This window comes from Campylobacter showae, assembly GCF_004803815.1.
Lineage (GTDB): Bacteria > Campylobacterota > Campylobacteria > Campylobacterales > Campylobacteraceae > Campylobacter_A > Campylobacter_A showae.
This window is the reverse complement of the sequence record NZ_CP012544.1, coordinates 808,952-825,677: the sequence shown is the minus strand read 5'-3', so window position 1 is coordinate 825,677 and position 16,726 is coordinate 808,952. Positions and strand designations below refer to the sequence as shown.

Here is a 16,726-nt window from a genome sequence, read left to right as displayed (position 1 = left end):
ATGATTTTTAGGATGATTTTTGCGGCGATTCTGACTTGCTGCGCTATGTTTGCCGAACCGCTTTCGGTCAAAGAAGCCTTCGGTCTCACCGCACACGCCGACGAGCAAAACGTCGAGTTTAGATTTGCCCCCGCGCCAAATATCCATGTCTATAAAGACAGCCTAGCAGCGAGTCTAGGCGATAAAATTTTAAACTCGCATCTAAACTTCCCAAAAGGCGAAATTTACGACGAACGCGAGGTTTATACGGATAAATTTAGCCTTTTCGTACCGATAAATTTGCTAAAAGGGCTTAGTGGCGGCGAAAATTTCACTCTAAAGCTCGAATACCAAGGCTGCGCCAAAGACGGCATCTGCTACCAACCGCAAATACTCAAATTTAGCGTCAAAAAGGGTCTTGGCGGCTACTCCGTCGCGCAGATCATAGAGGCCGCCGAGCCTGAGTTTGCCGGCTCGCAAGCCCCGCTTTCTGAGCAAGACTCCATCGCCGCAAGCCTTAGCAGCGCAAATTTCCTCCTCTCGCTCGCTACGTTTTTCGGCTACGGACTGCTACTCTCGCTCACGCCTTGCATCTTTCCGATGATCCCGATCCTATCATCTATCATCGTCTCAAAACAAGCTAGCAGCGCGCATGACGGCAAAAACGGTGCCGTAAATTTAAGTGCGTCAGACGCAAACTCGCACAAATTTGACAGCGACAACCAGCACGCTAAAAATGGCAACAGTAAAAACCCTCGCGCCACGAGCGGCTTTTTCCTCTCTCTTATCTACGTTTTTGCGATGGCGTGCGCCTACGCGGTCGCAGGCGTAGCGGCTAGCGTTTTTGGCTCGGGCGTGCAAAGCGTGCTGCAAACACCGGCCGTACTGATCGGCTTTAGCCTCGTTTTCGTCGCGCTCGCGCTTTCGATGTTCGGACTTTACGAGCTTCAGATGCCGCTTGCTATGCAAAATGCGCTTAGCAAAAAAGCCCAAAGCAAAGGCGGCATAATCGGCGTTTTTGCGATGGGATTTTTATCTGCGCTCATCGCTAGCCCCTGCGTCGCCGCACCTCTTGCGGGCGCGCTGCTTTATATCGCGCAGAGCGGAAACGCGGTATTTGGCGGGCTTGCGCTCTTTACGATGGGGCTTGGCATGGGCGTGCCGCTACTGCTGATCGGGGCGAGCTCGGGTAAAATTTTGCCGCGACCGGGCGCGTGGATGGATAAAATCAAGACGCTTTTTGGCTTTATCATGCTGATAATGGCGGTTTGGCTGAGCGCGCGCGTGCTGGGTGCTAGAGTAGAGCTGCTACTTTACGGCGTCATCGGCGTGTTTGCTAGCGTATTTTTCGGAGCTTTTGATACGATAAGTAGCGAGCAAAGCGGTGGGAAAAAGCTACTAAAAGGTGCGGCGCTGCTAGCCTTTATCTACCCCGTCTTACTGATCGTAGGTTCGTTTTCGGGCGCTAAATCGGCGCTAAATCCGCTCGAAGGCTTTAAAAATGCAGGCGGCGCAGGCGTAAATTTGAGCAAAAATGAGCCAAATTTTATCGCCGTGTCAAATTTGACCGAACTAGAAAATGCGGTAAAAAGCTCGTCCAAACCCGTGCTTATCGATTTTTACGCGACTTGGTGCGCTAGCTGTAACGAGCTTGACGAGATCACGTTTAAAGACGAAGCCGTGCTAAAAAAGCTAGAAAATTTTACTCTTTTGCGAGTGGACGTGACGAAAAATAGCAGTGACGACGCGCAGATAATGAAAAAATTCGGACTCATCGGACCGCCTGCGATCCTATTTTTTCGTGCAGGTAGCCACATGCAAGACGAGCTAAAAAACGCGCGCCTCATCGGCTTTTACCCGCCCGAAAAATTTTTAGCCCATCTTGAAAAATTCGGGCTGTGAAATTTGCGTGGCGATTTTTGCGGTTTTATTCTTAAAATTTGAGATAATTAAAGCTGATTTAAATTTCGCTCGCTATAATTTCGCCTATCGTTACCCTGTAGTTTAGTGGTAGAACTGCTGACTCTGGATCAGCTAACAGAGGTTCGAATCCTTTCAGGGTAACCATCTAATCCTTTTAAATCCCCAAAATACGGCACTTTTAATAGATTTGTTATACACTTGTTGATTTTGCTAGGCCAACACTACTAACGCTCTATTTCTCTAGTCGTTGCAGTAGATTTTTAGCCGCGGATTCTTTTGGGTTAGGCGTTTGTAATACTTCAGCTCCGCGCAGTCAAATCATTTATCAAATTTGACCTCAAACATGCTGCTTTGCGGACCCTACTCCGCCGTCTTTGAAAATGCAAATATCTTTTTAAGCTTTACAAGGCCAAGCTTCATACCACTATATCTCATTATCTTTGCCATCTGCGTCCATCTAGGCTTTTCATAGCACGGATGCAGACACTTGCGGCAGCTTGGCTTAACATCGTGCGAACAGGCCAAAAGCCGCTCGTGAGCGTAGAAAAACAGCTGTTCGCACTCGGCGCAAAGCTGCGTCTGCACGCTACGGTTTAGATTTTCGCCCTTATAGGCTAGCTCCAAATTTATCTCACGCTTTGGCTCTAGCGCATGTTTGTCGCCACAGTATGTTTGCAAAAATTTCGCCAAAGTCGTGACCTGCTCGGTAAATTTATCATTCGTCATGCATTTTTCCTTTGGGCAAATTTACCAAATTTCGGCGCTAGCGGCGTTAATTTACCTCAATTCCAAATTTTGCTCGCGCCCTTTGCAGATCCTCCTCGCAGTCGATACCGATACTGTCGCTTTGCACTTCGAGCATGAGGATTTTTTCGCCGTTTGATAGAGCGCGCAGTTGTTCTAGCTTTTCGGTATTTTCGAGAGTCGACGGCGCAAATGAGCAAAATCTTTTTAAATTTGCCGCGCTATAGCCGTAGATGCCCAGATGCGCCTTGTACGCATAAAACGGCGCGCGGTCAAACGGGATGCGCGAGCGAGAAAAATATAGCGCGTAGCCCGCGTCGTCGGTCACGACCTTGACCAGGTTTTTATCGTCCGCTAGCTCGCTGCCTACAAATTTAAAACACGAAAACATAAACGCTCTATCCGCGTTTTTCTCACAAAATTCTCTAAATTTGACGATATTTTCAGGCTCGATAAAGGGCTCATCGGCCTGCACGTTTATGATGATTTCGCTATCTTTGACGCCAAGTATGCCCGCAGCTTCGTTGATGCGGTCGGTTCCGCTTTGATGCGCCCGGCTAGTCATCACGGCTTTAAAGCCGAATTTTTGCGCGATCTGCACCACACCCTCGTCGTCTGCGGCGATGGCGACCTCATCAGCCGCGCTCACCCTGCGCGCCGTAGCGACGAACATCGGCACGCCGTTTATTTCGCGTAAAATTTTATTAGGCATTCGCGTCGAAGCTAGCCTTGCCGGGATGATAATCATCGCTCGATCCAGGCTAAAATTTTAGCTTCTATGTCGCTTTTTGCGGAGATTTCGTTATGCACGGCAGCTTTTGCAAATAGCGATCTTATCGCGACAGGCACTTCGTCGTTAAACTCCGCTGCCAAGGCCTCAAGCCCGCTTTTTTCATCTTTTAGCGTTTCGTTTTTTAGTGCCTTAAACATGCTTGGAGCAAATTTGACCCAGTGCGCGGTCGACGTTATCACGGACGGGCGCGTCAAATTTGTCGTCGCTTTAAAGCAAGTAGCCGTATGCGGATCGACGGCGACGCCTTTTGCTGCCCACTCTTTTATGTATTTCTCGCACTCAGCGTCGCTGCAAAAATCAGCGTCAAAGTCCTCTTTTAGCGCGTCTAGCTCGCTGCTTGAAAGCTCGTAAAAGCCCTCGCCGGCAAGACTATCCATCAGCTCTTTGGTTCTCACGGCGCCGAATTTATCAAAAAGCAGCCTCTCGACGTTTGATGAAACCAGGATATCCATCGCAGGACTGATTGTCTTAACCAGGCTTTTGCCGCGCAGATCGTATCGTCCCTGCGTGAAAAACTCGGTCAGGATGTTGTTTGCGTTTGAGACGATTTTGATTTTGCCGATTTTCGCGCCCATTTTTTTGGCGTAGTATGCGCCTAGGGCGTTGCCGAAGTTGCCGCTAGGCACGACGATGTCAAACTCGCCTTTTAGCTCACCCGTTTTTAGCAGATAGACGTGTGCGTAAACGTGATAGATAATCTGAAACAAAATGCGGCCGAAATTTACCGAATTTGCCGCCGAGAGCGAGAGTCCGGCTGCACTTAGACGCTCTTTAAATTTCTCGCTAGCAAGCAGGCTTTTTAGCGCGCGCTGCGCATCGTCGAAGTTGCCCTCGATGCCGATTACTTTGAGGTTTGCGGCGCCGGCATTTATCATTTGTAGGCGCTGCACCTCACTAGTGCCGTCTTTTGGATATAGGCAGACAACCTTGACGCCGGGCGCGTTCGCAAAGGTTTCTAGCGTCGCGGGCCCTGTGTCGCCGCTGGTGGCGCACATTATGAGGTACTTTTCGCCTCTTTTTGCAGCTAACTCGCTAAGTAGCGCGCCAAACGGCTGCAATGCCATATCCTTAAACGCGCGCGTAGGTCCGTGATAAAGCTCGTTTATGTAAAGATTTTCGCCGATTTTTCGCATCTGTACGGGATTTTGCGGATCGTCAAATCTCTCATACCGCTTCACCGCCCTCTCAAACATCGCCGTATCAGCGTCAAATCCGAATTTCTCTATGATTTTCAGAGCGATTTGCGCGTAGGCTAAATTTACCGCCTCCGCAAAGAAATTTTCGTCCAGCTGCGGCAGCTGCGTCGGTGCGTATAGACCGCCGTGAGCGGAGCTGGGGCTCAGTAGCGCCTGGCTAAATTCCACGCTGCTTAGGATCTCTCCCGCACTCGCTCTAGTTTGAAATAACTTCATTTACTTTCCTTTTTTATCCATTTTTTGTATTTTTTACTAGCTTTGTCCGCCTTAAAAGCGACTATTTCAGGCAGCTCGTAGTCGTGGTGCCGCGCAATAAATTTAGCGATTTTTTTAAATTTAACCGCGGTTTTTATGAGTAAAACTCGCTCCTTTTCGTCCTTTATCTCGCCGTCCCAAAAATAAACGCTATTTGCCTTAAAAACGCTAACGCAGGCGGCAAATTTAGCTTTAACGAGCTTTTTGGCTAGAGCTTTGGCTGCAGCCTTATCGGCACAAGAGGTTAGTATAAATTTCATTTAAAGCGTCCTAAATTTTTAGGAGATTATAGAATTTTCTCTTTGATAATTCGTTTAAATTTACCCGCCAGTGTCGTTTTTAGCGCGATAACGGATAGCGGCAAGCCAAACTCCTCCATCTTTACGGCGTCTTTTCGCGTAACCAAAAGCGAGGTCGCGGCGTAGCGCTCTAGGATACTCGCTAGCTCGTCCCGCGAAAACGCGTAGTGATCGGGATAAATATCGCGTCCCACGCAAAGGCTAAAATAAGGCTCCAAGCGCTGCGGATTTGCGATAGCGGTCACTAAAACCATCTTTGTAGTTTGATTTATTATTTCGCTCTCTCGAGTAAAGTCCTCGCCCTCTTTTACGACGTAGTCGGCTTTAGCGTAAAATTTACTCGGGTAGCGATACGCGCCACTAGGCATGACGAAATCAAAATACGGCTTTGCCGATGGGCGGATCAGGACGTTAAATTTTTTGATATGAAATTTACCAAAGCCGTCATCGAGCAGCACGTATTTTGCGCCCATTTTTTTGGCCTCATTTATGGCGATATCGCGGTTTTCGCTCACGATGACGTTTGCGTTTTTTACACTTTTTGCGTACTCCATCGCCTCGTCGCCGCTAGCCGTGACGCCCACCAAAATTTCGCCCGAGACTGCGACCTTGACTAGCCCTTGCGAAGCTCTACCATAGCCTCGTAGCACGACGCAACCGCCATCAAATTCGCTTAATATAGCAATACCCAGCGGCGTCTTTCCGCTGCCGCCTAAGGTTAAATTTCCGATGCTGATAATCGGAATGCCAAAATCTAAAGCTTTGCTAAATTTGGATTTTAAAATCACGCATGCGCAGTAAATCCAGCTAAGCGGCAAAAGCGCGATAGATAGGCACTTTTGCCACAAATTCGGAGCGTAAAAATACTCCTGCGCAAAGGCGTAAATTTTCCTTTTAAACACGCGTTTTGGCTACTTCTCGCACGCTCTCGCAGATATATGCAACCTCTTCGTCGCTAAGCGCGTTGTAAACGGGCAACGAAAGCACCTGCTGATATGTTTTTAGCGCATTCGGGAATGAATTTACCTTAAGCCCGTATTTGCTCTTATAGTAGCTTAAAAGGTGCATCGGCTTGTAGTGAAGCGCCGTGTGGATACCGCGCTCTAGCAGCTCCTTCGCAAATCCGTCGCGGTTTTTGTCGATCTTGATGATGTACTGGATGTAGACGTGGTCGCGCTTTTTGATCGGTAGCGAGACGTGCGGGCAGTCTGCTAGCTCTTTGTCGTAGATGGCGGCGATCTGTCTGCGTCGCGCGATAAATTTATCCGTCTTTTCAAACTGAGCCACAGCATACGCCGCGCAAAGCCCGGTTAGATCATACTTCACGCCGATATCTACGACGTCATAGACGTAGCCTAGGTTGCCGTCTTTGTCTATGCCGCCATTTACGATCGCGTGGTTTCGCAGTAGTCTAGCGCGCTCGGCGACCGCATCGTCGTCCGTTAGCATAAAGCCGGCCGTCGCGATCGGGTTAGTTAGCTGCGAATGCACGTTAAAGCAAGAGATAAGCGAGCGCTCATCAGAGCCGATTTTTACGCCGTTATAGGTTAGTCCGATAGACTTGCCCGCGTCGTCTAGTACCTTTACGTCGTACTCCTGCGCGATAGCGTAAATCTCGTCCATATCAGATGCCTGCCCCGCTACGTGGTTTACGAATATACCTTTTAGCTTTTTGTGATTGTGCAATTTTAGAGTATTTCGTAGCGACTCGGCGTTCATGTTAAAGTCGTCTTCGTTGATGTCGACGAATATCGGCTCGGCGTCAAAGTGTCTAATCGCCTGCGCCACGCTCGGAGTGGAGTTTACCGAGCAGATAATCTTGTCGCCGCGTTTTAGATCCATCGAGCAAAGCGCCAAATGATGGGCGGCGCTGTTGTTATTTGTCGTAACGGCATGCTTTACGCCAAAATACTCCCTAAGCTCGGACTCCAGCCTATCCACGATCGCCGAACCGTGATCTTTTAAGGCTTCTTTGATGAGCGTGGTTTCGGCCTCGTCGATGGTCGGTCGATAAAACGCTATCTCTTCCATTGTGCCTCCTTGTTTTTTATTTTTATCTTACCTTTTAAATTTCGTTTTTTAAATTTTACTTTAGAGCCGAATTTGCGGCAGTTTTATCTATTTTTTACTTTCAGCAAAATCATCGCGACTCTACCGTCAAATTTCACCGTTTTTGACTTTCAAAACCTCAGCCAAATTTATCGCCGTAGCCGTAAATTTAGCTCAAATTTTACTCGCCGTTCACGCTAGCAATCGGCGGCAGCGAGAGTTTAAATTTATTTGCTCTCATTCTTGAAAACACAGTCGCGACGAGCTTTGGGTCAAATTCGCACGCCAGCTCGGCCTCGCTTTTACTCTGCACTAAACGCAAAACCTCGTCCAGTCGCTGGTAAGTGTAGCCTATGTCGGCCTCGTCGCTTTGCCCTTCCCAAAGGTCGGCGGACGGGGCTTTTGCGATGATTTTCTCATCGATACCAAGCTCGCGCGCCAGCTCGTAAATTTCAGTCTTAAAGAGCTCGCCGATCGGATTTAGCGCGCACGCCATATCGCCGTAGATCGTGCCGTATCCAAGAAGGCGCTCGCTTTTGTTGCTAGTACCCACGACTAGCGCGTTTACCTTTGCCGAATAATCATAAAGCAGGCACATCCTCGCCCTTGCGCTTAGATTTCCCATACGCAAATTTGACGGCTGCTCGCCGATTTGAGCGGTAAAGCTATCCAAAATCGGCTGGATTTCGATGATTTTATGCGTTATTTTTAGATCTTTGCAAAGCTTTAGCGCGTCGCTTAAATTCCGCTCGTTTGAGTACTTCGTCGGCATCAAAAGCGCATGCGTTTCAATGCCCGTGCGCGCGCAAAGAGCGGCTACGACGGCGGAGTCTAGACCGCCGCTAACGCCCAAAACAAAGCCCTTTGCGCCGCTTTTTTCGAGATAGCTCGCCAAAAACTCGGTTAGCTTTAGGCTGATTTGCGAATAATTTTTCATAACGATTATCACCGATAAATTTAAATTCTAAAATATTATACAGTTTTTTTATAAAATTTAACTTTTAAGCTTAAAATATACAATTTATTTTAATTAAATTTTACAAAAGGACAATCGTGAAAATTTTTTCAAAACCATGCGGAGATTATCAAACCAACTGCTACATAGTATCCAAAAACGGGCGCGAGATTATTATTGATCCAGGTCAAGATTCATATGACTTTGTCGTAAAAAATTCACACGCGCCACTCACTATTTTAAACACTCACGGGCATTCTGATCACGTTCTTGACAATATTAGCTTAAAAAATTTTTTTAATGTTCCGGTATATATCCATAATAGCGATAATTTCATGCTTCACGAAGATCTTTGGGATGCCGGACAGCAGCCGATGTATGACGCGATCTGCATAGGCGGAGCGAAATTTGAGGATGTAAAATTTAACATAGAAGACTTTGAGATCGAGTTTATGCACTTTCCTGGGCATACGCCAGGATGCTGTATGGTGCGCGTGGACGACGTTATCTTTAGCGGAGATTTTTTGTTTAGAGGCTCGATCGGACGCTATGATTTTCCGTTTTCAAACGCCGAGGATATGCGCCAAAGCTTGCTAAAATGTAAAAATTTGCAAGGCGATTTTGTACTGTATCCAGGTCACGGCGACAAAACGACGCTAAAAGCTGAGCGTGCAAATTTAGATTTTTGGATAAATATGATCGGTAGGGAGATGAGATTTTAACGGGTCAAATTTGAGCTTTTAAGATTTTTTAAAAACGCATTAAATTTAAAGCGGTCAAGCCAAACAAAACGGCAAATTTGGCGTTAAATTTATGCTGGTTTTCCCAAAATACCGCCAAAAAACGGCATAAAATCAAATTTAAAAGAAAAGGCGGCGCAAATTTACCGCGCCGCCAAATTTCATCAAATTTGACCGAGCTTACGCGTTTTGCTTCGCCTCTTCTTTGCGTTTTGCTTCGTTTCGTCTTTGCGCGGCTTGTTTTTGCAGGTTCGTTTTGTAAATTTTAAAGATATGATCTTCTAAAATCACGACCTGAAAAGTCCCCTCAAACACCTTTATATCGTTCGTCGTGCCAGTTACTCGCACCTCGCGCTTCTTACTCTCGTTAAAGTGCGAGCGCGCGTCAAATTCGATCGCTTCATTTAGCTTTGTCGGGGCAAAAAAATGTATCTTAGCGCCGATAACGACGCTAAAAGTCTCATTGACCGCCGCCATCGCCGCGTAGCTAGCCGCCGAAAAAACAAACCCGCTATGTATAAGTCCCTCGCTATCGGCAACCATGTCGCTCGTGGCAAAAAAACGCGTTTTAGCACGGTTTGGCTCGAGCTGCGTCACGGCGCCGCTAAGACCGATTTTTATATTCGGCGAGGTTTTTAGCTCGTTGCGAAACGGATTTTCATCCTCTGGCAGTACGACCCCGTCGCTACTGTTGTCGTCGTAGATATTTTCGTCCATTTTTCACCTTTTTATACGCTTAGTTTTAGATAGACCCGTTTTGGCGCAGGATAGCCCTCGACCGTGCGCGCCGGGTCTGCAGGATCTAGGAAATCGCCCAAACTCTGACCCAAGATCCACTCCGTTTTTCGCTGCTCGTGCGCGTCCGTCGGCTTTGTAGCCAAAATTTGCGCGTCTTTAAAATTTGCCCTCTCGCACCAGTTTAAAAGCGCACTAATAGTCGGCACAAAGTAGATATTCGGTATCTTTGAGTATGTATTTTTCGGGCTCAGGGCAAAATCGCCCTCCATATCAAGATACATCGTGTCCAAAAATAGCTCGCCGCCCGCATTTAACGCGCCTTTTAGCTCTTTTAGCGTACGCACGGGATCGCTTCTGTGATAGAGCACGCCCAGGCAAAAGAGCACGTCAAATTTGACGCCGTAGTGCGGCAGATGCTCGACGCCCAGCAGCTCGTACTCTATGCCCGAGCGCGCGAACGCATCGATAAATTTAAACTGCAAAAAACTCATAACGCCGGGATCAAAGCCGATCAGTTTTTTTGGGCGCTGGGGCAACATACGAAAGAGATAGTAGCCGTTGTTGCAGCCGATATCGCCCACGACCTTGTCTGCTAGATCCATATGCGGCGCGAGCAGGTTAAATTTGACAAAACTCCTCCACTCGCTGTCGATAAAGATATCGTCTATCTTAAACGGCCCCTTGCGCCACGAGCGTAAATTTAGCGCCGTTTGCAGCGTCTCTTCGCGCTCCGCTGGCGTTAAATTTACGCTTATCTCGACTATATCGTCAAATTTAAGCTCAAATTCGCGTCCCTTAAATTTGGCCGCTAGCTCCTCTACTTCCCGCATCAAAGGTGCGTAGGTTTTGCCCGCCAGCTCCCTAGCCTTCGCCGCTCTAGCCGCTTCTAAGCTCATCACTCCGTCCAGTCGATGATATTTTTAGGGCACTCTTTGTGATAGACGCCCGTCGCGTCGTAGTACTCCTTGCACTCGTTATAGTACTTCGTCGTCACGCCGCGATCGTTTAAAAACACGCAACCGCCTAGCATCGCCGCCAGAGCCGAAAAAAATAAAATTTGCGCTAGAGTTTTCATTTGAAAAATTTAGCGTGCTTTTTCTTCATATATTCGACGACTTCGAGCACCTCGTCCACGCCCTCGGCACCCGAGTTTTCCAGCGCGTCGTCGATACACTCGATGTAGGTCTCGGCGGCGTCCTCAAGCCTATCTTTTTTCACGCCGGCATAATAAAGCATCGCCTCTAACATCATCGAAAGCTCGTAGCTTAGCTCGTCCACGGTAGGTTCTATTTCTTTCATTTTCTATCCTTGTAAAATCGTTTTTTTAGTTATCAGGTCGGTTATTTGCGCTTTTACGTTCTCATAGCTAAAGCTATCCTTAAAGCCAGCAAAAAGCCCGCCGCTAGCGTTCACGTGTCCGCCGCCGCCGACTAAATTTTTAGCCATCAAGCTCACGTCAACTTTGCCGTTAGCGCGAAAGCTCAGCGTCTTTTTGCTCGTAACGTCGATAAAAAAATCAATATCGGGGTTCGCAACTAAAAAATCGTTGCCGATAACGGAAGTATTGCCGATATTGTAGGTCAAAATGCCGTTAAGGTCGTTATACTTTATGCTAAATTTATCTTTTTCTTCGCTTAGTTTTTTTACAACGAAGGCTGAGATAAGGTTGCTTAGCGTATCGTTTTTATCCTCTTTGAAAAAGTCCTTTTTAAACCCGAAAATCGCCTCATCAAGCCCGACGTAGTCGTCTCCCGCGTCAAAAAACTCCCTCGCGCGCTCGATAAGATAAAAAAGATAGCGCGAATTTTCAGCCTCAAACATCGTTTTGTTTATCTCTTTTGCGTTCGCGACGAGTCCGAGCCCGACCTTACCCATTTCAAAATTTACGTCCTCTTTTAGCCAGATGTCGACCGCATTTACGACGTCGCTAAAGTGATTTAAGCTCGCATCGACCCCGTAAATTTTAGCGAAAAAATCATGCGTGATCTTAGTCGAGCACCTTGAGCTATCTAAAAAATACCAACTAAATTTGCTCGCGCACTCGACTCCGCTTTGGTGGTGATCGAGGAGCAAAATTTTAGCGTTTTTATTTGCGATCGCCTTTTCGTAGGCTTCGCACTGCTCCACGGTCAAATTTAGATCAGTTATCAGGATAAGCGCTTTTTCGTCATTTTTAGCCGCTTCGCCCTCGCCGCGATTTTCGGACGCATTTTGCGAGTTACCATTTTGCTCGCTGATTAAATTTGACTGCGTCTGGGCTACGCTTTTATCCGAAATTTGAGCCAAAATTTGATCAAATTTCTCGTCGATCTCCTTGCCGTAGTTTGAGTTGTAAAATTTAACGTTTTTAAAATAGTGATTCGTTATTACCTGCGCGCCGTATCCGTCCAGATCGGTGTGCGAGAGGTGGTGGATGGTCATTTTATTCCTTACAAATTTGATATTTCTATCGTGCCTAGCGTCTCAAACGGCGTATTTGCCGCGACTTCGGCAAAGCTAAGCACCGTGATATCTATGGCGAAATTTGCACAGATATCAGCGATAAATTTACGCAAGCTAGGCTCTACGCAAAGTATCATCGAGCCGTATTCCGAGATCGGCCGCTTCGCCCTCGCCTCACGCAGAGCCTGCACGATCGCCGAGGTCTGCGAGACGTTTATCATCAGGTGATACGCGCCGTCTTTATACTGCACGGCGTCGATTAGCTTTTGCTGCGCGGCTGGCTCCATCACGTAGAAATTTAACCGCCCGCCCTCATCGACGTAAAGCGAAGTGATAGCACGAGCAAGCGCGGTGCGGACGTGCTCGACGATCATATCGAGGTTTTTGCTAACCTCGGCGATGTCGCTTAGCGCCTCTAGGATGCTTAGCATATCTTTTATCGGGATGTGGTCTTTTAGCAGCGCTTTTAGCACCTTTTGGATAACTCCGATAGGCGCGATGCGCAGCGTATCCTCGACGATGACGGGGTACTCTGATTTTAGCTTGTCGAGCAAATTTTGCGTCTCTTGGCGGGTTAGGAGCTCGGCGGCGTTTTGCTTTATCAGCTCGCTCATGTGCGTGGAGATGACGCTCGCGGGATCTACGATCGTGTAGCCGCTTAGTATCGCGTCCTCTTTTACGCCCGCATCGATCCATAGCGCATCGAGGCCAAACGCGGGCTCTTTAGTCGGGATACCCTCGATGTTGTCGCTAACTAGCCCGCTATCCATAGCTAGAAATTTATCCGCGTAAATTTCGCCCTGCCCGATCACGACGCCTTTTAGCTTAAAGCGGTATTCGTTTGGCGGTAGCTGAAGGTTGTCGCGTATACGGATCTTTGGCATCAAAAAACCAAGCTGTGCCGCGATATTTCGGCGCATCGCTCGTATGCGCTCGATGAGATCGGTCTCGGCGATCTTTAGCAGACCGTAGCCCAGATCAAGCTCTAAAATTTCAAGCTTTAAGATATCGTTTATCTTAGCTTCCTCTTCGCGAGCAATCTCTTCTTCGCTTTTTTTAGGCGGTTTTGGTGCGGCCTGCCCCTCTTCTTCGCCTTGGGTAGAGCTTGCGCTTTGAGCCTTGGCGGTCAAATTTATCTTACCCTCTTTTACCTCTTTCATTATATAGCCCATACTTAAAAACAAAAGTGAGATAAAGCCCAGAGATAGCGTCGGAAGCCCGGGAACTAGAGCAAAGATAAATAGTATGAAGCCGACTATTAGAAGCGTTTTGTATTCGCCCAGCAACTGCGTTAGCGAGCCTTCGGCGAAATTTTCATCGTCCTTGCTAGCTCGAGTGATGATGATCGCCGTAGCCGTCGACGTGATGAGGCCCGGGATCTGGCTTACTAGACCGTCGCCGATCGTTAGGATCGTGTAGTTTTGTGCCGAGGTAGCCATATCTAGGCCGTACTGAAACGAGCCAATGAGAAAGCCGCCGACGATGTTTATGATCGTGATGATGATGCCAGCGACAGCATCGCCTTTGATAAATTTAGACGAACCGTCCATCGCTCCGTAGAAATTCGCCTCGCCGATAATGGCTTCGCGGCGCTCTCTAGCTGTCTTTTCGTCGATCAGACCTGCATTTAGATCGGCATCTATCGCCATTTGCTTACCCGGCATCGCATCAAGCGTAAATCTCGCCTGCACCTCGCTCACGCGCGTCGAGCCTTTTGTAACTACCATAAAATTTATAAGAACTAGGATCGTAAAGACGATCACGCCGATGACGTAGTTGCCGCCTACGACAAACTGTCCGAAGCTTGAGATTATCTCGCTCACGGCATCGGGACCGTTGTGTCCTTCGCTCAAAATCATGCGCGTCGTGGCTATGTTTAGCGAGAGTCTAAAAAGCGTGATAATGAGAATAAGCGTCGGAAAAGTGCTAAGGTCGGTAGGCTTTGGCACGTAAACGGCAATCAGGATAATGAGCACCGAGATAGAGATGGAAAGCGCAAGAAAAAAGTCCAAAACCGCGCTAGGAAGCGGCACGATGATGATCGCTAGGATGGCGATTATGACGCCTACGATCGTGAGCCCCTTAAACCTTACGATAGGCTCTAAAAACGGTGCGACCAGGGTTAGGATATTGCGCTTTTGTTTTGCCAAAATTTACTTCTTGATTATATTTGCTAACGTAATTGTATCTAAAAAATCGTCGATTTTAGACTGAAGCGCGCTAAACATCGGCCAAATTTGACACATTCCGCCCTTGCTGGAGGCACAGCTATCAGCCGAGATCGAGCACTCAAATACCGCCATTTTACGCTTTTCTGCGCTTTCGATTATTCTTTTTATACTGATTTCTTCAGGCTTTTGCGCGAGCATAAATCCGCCGTTTGCGCCCTTAAACGAAACCAAAATGCCTTCTCTAGCCAAATTTTGCAAAATTTTAGCCAAAAAGCTTTTTGATATCTCAAGCTCGCCCGACATCGTATCGACGTCCGAGGGAGCGTCTTTTTGCGCTATGTAAATCAGTGAAAGCAGCGCGTATTCGCTTGCTTTTGTCAAAAGCATAAATTCCCCTTAAATTTTTTGCGGATATTTTATTAAATTTTATCTGCAAATTTGATTAAATCAATATTTTTTAAAACAGGCGCCGCATTTTTTGATTTTTATGATATAATCGCCTTTTTTAATCTCACCAATCAGGAGGTCACTATGGCTTTGGATTCGGCTAAAAAAGCAGAAATTGTTGCGAAATTCGCTAGAAAAGAAAAAGATACCGGTTCTCCGGAAGTTCAGATCGCATTGCTAACCGCAAGAGTCGAGGAGCTAACCGAGCACCTAAAAATCTATAAAAAAGATCACTCGTCTCGCCTCGGACTACTTAAAATGGTCGGCCGCAGAAAACGCTTGATGAAATATCTAAAAGCTAAAGATTACGCAGCTTACACAAAAGTTATCGCTGAGCTAAATCTCAGAGATAAATAATCCTAGGCCCCGAATTTGGGGCTTTTCTTTCAAATTTTACTTCTTATTTTTTTCAAAATTTAACACATCAAATTTTAGATTCCTAAAATTTAGCGATAAAACCAAATTTAACCTACTATCTATTACATTAAATTTATTCAATTTTTCCCGCGCGCCACTCATCACACCCAATTTTTACCTTTCTAACTTTGAGCCAACTACACTAAAGTTATCTAAACAATTTTTTTTAACTATAGCCCTTGACAATTATCCGCTCAATGTTGTATAATGCGCCTAGCAATTTAAAGGAGAGAGTGCTAATATGATAAAGGTGAGCAAGCGAGATATGATACTTGATTCTATTATTCAAGCTTATCTTAGCGACAACGCTCCGATCGGCTCTAGCGAGCTTGGTTCGCGTATGGCGATGTCGATCCCGGCCTCTACGATCAGGGTTTATTTTAAAAAGCTCTCCGACGAGGGCGCGATCACCCAGTTTCACGTTAGCGGCGGCAGGATACCGACGGCTGCGACGATGAGAGATTATTGGCGAGCTAGGTTAAATTTCGATGAGACGCTAGATATCGCAAATCCTAACCTGCTAAAGTTGCTAAGCGATAAATTTGAAATTTACGCGATGATTTTTGAAAGCAAAACCCAAACGCTAAATCAGGTCTTAAATTTAAACAATAGATTTTTGATTTTGAGCTTTAGCGAGGACGAAATAGCACTCAAATTTAACTCGAAAGTCGAGAAATTTTTGAGTAATCTCATAGGCATAGATCTCGATAGACTCGAGCTTACCTGTATGCAGGTGGGACTAAATGAGCTAAGAAATAAGATAGCCGAGCTAAAGCGCACCAAAATTCGCTTTTTAGAAAACGAAAAGATAGCACTTGAAATTTTCGGCGAGAGCTTTAAAAACGCGCTAAGCCCTAGCTTTGAGATGGTTTTTGACTCAAATTTGGTATTTTTCGGCGAGAATTATCTAGGCATGAAGCTTGGCGTAAATTACGAGGGCAAAGAGGCTAAAATGCTTTGCGCGGGCAGTATTTATAATGATTACGAAAGATTTTTAAACAACCTAAAGGAGGCGGCATGAACGAGAATGAAAACGTGGAACTTGAGCAGCAAATCCCATCAAATTTTGACGAGAGTATCAGCTTTGAGGGCCTTGACGCAAAATACGTCGAGCTTCAAAAGCAGCTTGAGGAGCTAACGGATAAGTATTACAGAGCCAATGCGGACTTTGAAAACATCAAAAAGCGTTTTGAAAAGGAAAAAGCGGACATTGCGACATATGCAAACGAGAAATTTGCGCGGGATCTGCTTCCGGTGATAGACGCGCTTGAGATGGCGGTAAATTTTGAAACCGAAGGCGACGAATACGCGGCAAAAATCAAAGAGGGAATTTATATAACGATAGATCAGTTTAAAAAATGTTTCGAGAAAAACGGCATCACCGCGATCGAAGCGAACGAGGACTTTGATCCGAATTTCCACAATGCTATGCTGCAAGTAGAAAGCGAAGACGTGGAAAAAGGCAAGATCGTACAAGTGATACAAAAAGGTTACCTCATCAACGGCAGAGTTTTGCGCCCTGCGATGGTGTCGATAGCGAAGTAAAATTTGAAAGAAAAATTTAATAAAAAGGATAAA

At 46.6% G+C, this 16,726-nt stretch carries 19 protein-coding genes and 1 tRNA gene; 6 read left to right on the top strand and 14 right to left on the bottom strand.

From position 1 onward, the window contains the following. Complete coding sequence (dsbD, locus tag CSHOW_RS04100; RefSeq protein WP_002946545.1) at window positions 1-1,881, top strand: protein-disulfide reductase DsbD; 1,881 nt, start codon at window positions 1-3, stop codon at window positions 1,879-1,881. 91 nt (window positions 1,882-1,972) lie between these two features. After that, a tRNA-Gln gene (locus CSHOW_RS04095) sits at window positions 1,973-2,046 on the top strand. Between the two features lie 216 nt (window positions 2,047-2,262). Here CSHOW_RS04095 and CSHOW_RS04090 read toward each other — a convergent pair. From CSHOW_RS04090 to CSHOW_RS04060, 7 genes are all read right to left on the bottom strand, one after another. Then, entirely contained in the window at window positions 2,263-2,628 is a 366-nt protein-coding gene (locus CSHOW_RS04090) for a nitrous oxide-stimulated promoter family protein (protein WP_002946543.1), read from the bottom strand. A 46-nt stretch (window positions 2,629-2,674) separates the two neighbouring features. After that, window positions 2,675-3,394 carry a 3-deoxy-manno-octulosonate cytidylyltransferase gene (gene kdsB / locus CSHOW_RS04085; RefSeq protein ID WP_002946542.1) on the bottom strand — a complete coding sequence of 240 codons (720 nt, stop codon included), beginning with the start codon at window positions 3,392-3,394 and terminating at the stop codon, window positions 2,675-2,677. Continuing rightward, window positions 3,391-4,851: a threonine synthase gene (gene thrC, locus CSHOW_RS04080; RefSeq protein ID WP_002946541.1), complete on the bottom strand. Its 1,461-nt coding sequence runs from the start codon at window positions 4,849-4,851 to the stop codon at window positions 3,391-3,393. Before thrC ends, kdsB begins: the two co-directional genes overlap by 4 nt. After that, complete coding sequence (gene cutA, locus CSHOW_RS04075) at window positions 4,848-5,150, bottom strand: divalent cation tolerance protein CutA (protein ID WP_002946540.1); 303 nt, start codon at window positions 5,148-5,150, stop codon at window positions 4,848-4,850. The genes thrC and cutA overlap by 4 nt, the downstream gene beginning before the upstream one ends. A gap of 26 nt (window positions 5,151-5,176) precedes the next feature. Further along, a complete protein-coding gene (locus CSHOW_RS04070) occupies window positions 5,177-6,091 on the bottom strand; it encodes a tetraacyldisaccharide 4'-kinase (RefSeq protein ID WP_002946538.1) in 915 nt (304 codons plus the stop codon). Beyond that, window positions 6,084-7,220, bottom strand: a complete 1,137-nt coding sequence (locus tag CSHOW_RS04065; RefSeq protein ID WP_002946533.1) for a DegT/DnrJ/EryC1/StrS family aminotransferase — start codon at window positions 7,218-7,220, stop codon at window positions 6,084-6,086. The genes CSHOW_RS04070 and CSHOW_RS04065 overlap by 8 nt, the downstream gene beginning before the upstream one ends. A gap of 199 nt (window positions 7,221-7,419) precedes the next feature. Further along, window positions 7,420-8,175: an NAD+ synthase gene (locus tag CSHOW_RS04060; protein ID WP_002946529.1), complete on the bottom strand. Its 756-nt coding sequence runs from the start codon at window positions 8,173-8,175 to the stop codon at window positions 7,420-7,422. Window positions 8,176-8,291: 116 nt separating this feature from the next. On the opposite strand from CSHOW_RS04060, the gene CSHOW_RS04055 reads away from it, so the two are divergent. After that, window positions 8,292-8,915 (top strand): MBL fold metallo-hydrolase, encoded by a 624-nt coding sequence (locus CSHOW_RS04055; protein ID WP_039895041.1) that lies wholly within the window; start codon window positions 8,292-8,294, stop codon window positions 8,913-8,915. Window positions 8,916-9,113: 198 nt separating this feature from the next. Here CSHOW_RS04055 and CSHOW_RS04050 read toward each other — a convergent pair whose 3' ends face one another. The 7 genes from CSHOW_RS04050 to CSHOW_RS04020 are packed head-to-tail and all read right to left on the bottom strand — an operon-like array spanning window position 9,114 to window position 14,671. Further along, the gene (locus tag CSHOW_RS04050) at window positions 9,114-9,650 is read right to left on the bottom strand and encodes a hypothetical protein (protein ID WP_002946525.1); all 537 of its coding nucleotides are present in this window, start codon (window positions 9,648-9,650) and stop codon (window positions 9,114-9,116) included. 11 nt (window positions 9,651-9,661) lie between these two features. Continuing rightward, complete coding sequence (cmoB, locus tag CSHOW_RS04045) at window positions 9,662-10,567, bottom strand: tRNA 5-methoxyuridine(34)/uridine 5-oxyacetic acid(34) synthase CmoB (RefSeq protein ID WP_002946524.1); 906 nt, start codon at window positions 10,565-10,567, stop codon at window positions 9,662-9,664. Beyond that, a complete protein-coding gene (locus tag CSHOW_RS04040) occupies window positions 10,567-10,746 on the bottom strand; it encodes a hypothetical protein (protein WP_002946522.1) in 180 nt (59 codons plus the stop codon). The genes cmoB and CSHOW_RS04040 overlap by 1 nt, the downstream gene beginning before the upstream one ends. After that, the gene (locus tag CSHOW_RS04035; protein WP_002945055.1) at window positions 10,743-10,970 is read right to left on the bottom strand and encodes a hypothetical protein; all 228 of its coding nucleotides are present in this window, start codon (window positions 10,968-10,970) and stop codon (window positions 10,743-10,745) included. The genes CSHOW_RS04040 and CSHOW_RS04035 overlap by 4 nt, the downstream gene beginning before the upstream one ends. Before the next feature lie 3 nt (window positions 10,971-10,973). Beyond that, the gene (locus tag CSHOW_RS04030) at window positions 10,974-12,092 is read right to left on the bottom strand and encodes a DHH family phosphoesterase (RefSeq protein ID WP_002946521.1); all 1,119 of its coding nucleotides are present in this window, start codon (window positions 12,090-12,092) and stop codon (window positions 10,974-10,976) included. A gap of 8 nt (window positions 12,093-12,100) precedes the next feature. After that, window positions 12,101-14,263, bottom strand: a complete 2,163-nt coding sequence (gene flhA / locus CSHOW_RS04025) for a flagellar biosynthesis protein FlhA (RefSeq protein WP_002946520.1) — start codon at window positions 14,261-14,263, stop codon at window positions 12,101-12,103. Window positions 14,264-14,266: 3 nt separating this feature from the next. After that, the gene (locus CSHOW_RS04020; RefSeq protein WP_002946513.1) at window positions 14,267-14,671 is read right to left on the bottom strand and encodes an RrF2 family transcriptional regulator; all 405 of its coding nucleotides are present in this window, start codon (window positions 14,669-14,671) and stop codon (window positions 14,267-14,269) included. A 144-nt stretch (window positions 14,672-14,815) separates the two neighbouring features. Between CSHOW_RS04020 and rpsO the strand changes: the two genes are divergently transcribed. The 3 genes from rpsO (at window position 14,816) to grpE (ending at window position 16,693) form a co-directional block, all read left to right on the top strand. After that, window positions 14,816-15,088, top strand: a complete 273-nt coding sequence (gene rpsO / locus CSHOW_RS04015) for a 30S ribosomal protein S15 (protein WP_039895052.1) — start codon at window positions 14,816-14,818, stop codon at window positions 15,086-15,088. A gap of 301 nt (window positions 15,089-15,389) precedes the next feature. Continuing rightward, window positions 15,390-16,169, top strand: a complete 780-nt coding sequence (locus tag CSHOW_RS04010) for an HrcA family transcriptional regulator (protein ID WP_002946507.1) — start codon at window positions 15,390-15,392, stop codon at window positions 16,167-16,169. Continuing rightward, a complete protein-coding gene (grpE, locus tag CSHOW_RS04005; protein WP_002946505.1) occupies window positions 16,166-16,693 on the top strand; it encodes a nucleotide exchange factor GrpE in 528 nt (175 codons plus the stop codon). The genes CSHOW_RS04010 and grpE overlap by 4 nt, the downstream gene beginning before the upstream one ends. The last annotated feature ends 33 nt before the right edge of the window (window positions 16,694-16,726 follow it).

Coding starts and splice junctions, on each gene's coding strand:
- dsbD (WP_002946545.1), top strand. CDS start 1: ATGATTTTTAGGATGATTTTTGCGGCGATTCTGACTTGCTGCGCTATG.
- CSHOW_RS04090 (WP_002946543.1), bottom strand. CDS start 2,628: ATGACGAATGATAAATTTACCGAGCAGGTCACGACTTTGGCGAAATTT.
- kdsB (WP_002946542.1), bottom strand. CDS start 3,394: ATGATTATCATCCCGGCAAGGCTAGCTTCGACGCGAATGCCTAATAAA.
- thrC (WP_002946541.1), bottom strand. CDS start 4,851: ATGAAGTTATTTCAAACTAGAGCGAGTGCGGGAGAGATCCTAAGCAGC.
- cutA (WP_002946540.1), bottom strand. CDS start 5,150: ATGAAATTTATACTAACCTCTTGTGCCGATAAGGCTGCAGCCAAAGCT.
- CSHOW_RS04065 (WP_002946533.1), bottom strand. CDS start 7,220: ATGGAAGAGATAGCGTTTTATCGACCGACCATCGACGAGGCCGAAACC.
- CSHOW_RS04060 (WP_002946529.1), bottom strand. CDS start 8,175: ATGAAAAATTATTCGCAAATCAGCCTAAAGCTAACCGAGTTTTTGGCG.
- CSHOW_RS04050 (WP_002946525.1), bottom strand. CDS start 9,650: ATGGACGAAAATATCTACGACGACAACAGTAGCGACGGGGTCGTACTG.
- cmoB (WP_002946524.1), bottom strand. CDS start 10,567: ATGAGCTTAGAAGCGGCTAGAGCGGCGAAGGCTAGGGAGCTGGCGGGC.
- CSHOW_RS04040 (WP_002946522.1), bottom strand. CDS start 10,746: ATGAAAACTCTAGCGCAAATTTTATTTTTTTCGGCTCTGGCGGCGATG.
- CSHOW_RS04035 (WP_002945055.1), bottom strand. CDS start 10,970: ATGAAAGAAATAGAACCTACCGTGGACGAGCTAAGCTACGAGCTTTCG.
- CSHOW_RS04030 (WP_002946521.1), bottom strand. CDS start 12,092: ATGACCATCCACCACCTCTCGCACACCGATCTGGACGGATACGGCGCG.
- CSHOW_RS04020 (WP_002946513.1), bottom strand. CDS start 14,671: ATGCTTTTGACAAAAGCAAGCGAATACGCGCTGCTTTCACTGATTTAC.
- rpsO (WP_039895052.1), top strand. CDS start 14,816: ATGGCTTTGGATTCGGCTAAAAAAGCAGAAATTGTTGCGAAATTCGCT.
- CSHOW_RS04010 (WP_002946507.1), top strand. CDS start 15,390: ATGATAAAGGTGAGCAAGCGAGATATGATACTTGATTCTATTATTCAA.
- grpE (WP_002946505.1), top strand. CDS start 16,166: ATGAACGAGAATGAAAACGTGGAACTTGAGCAGCAAATCCCATCAAAT.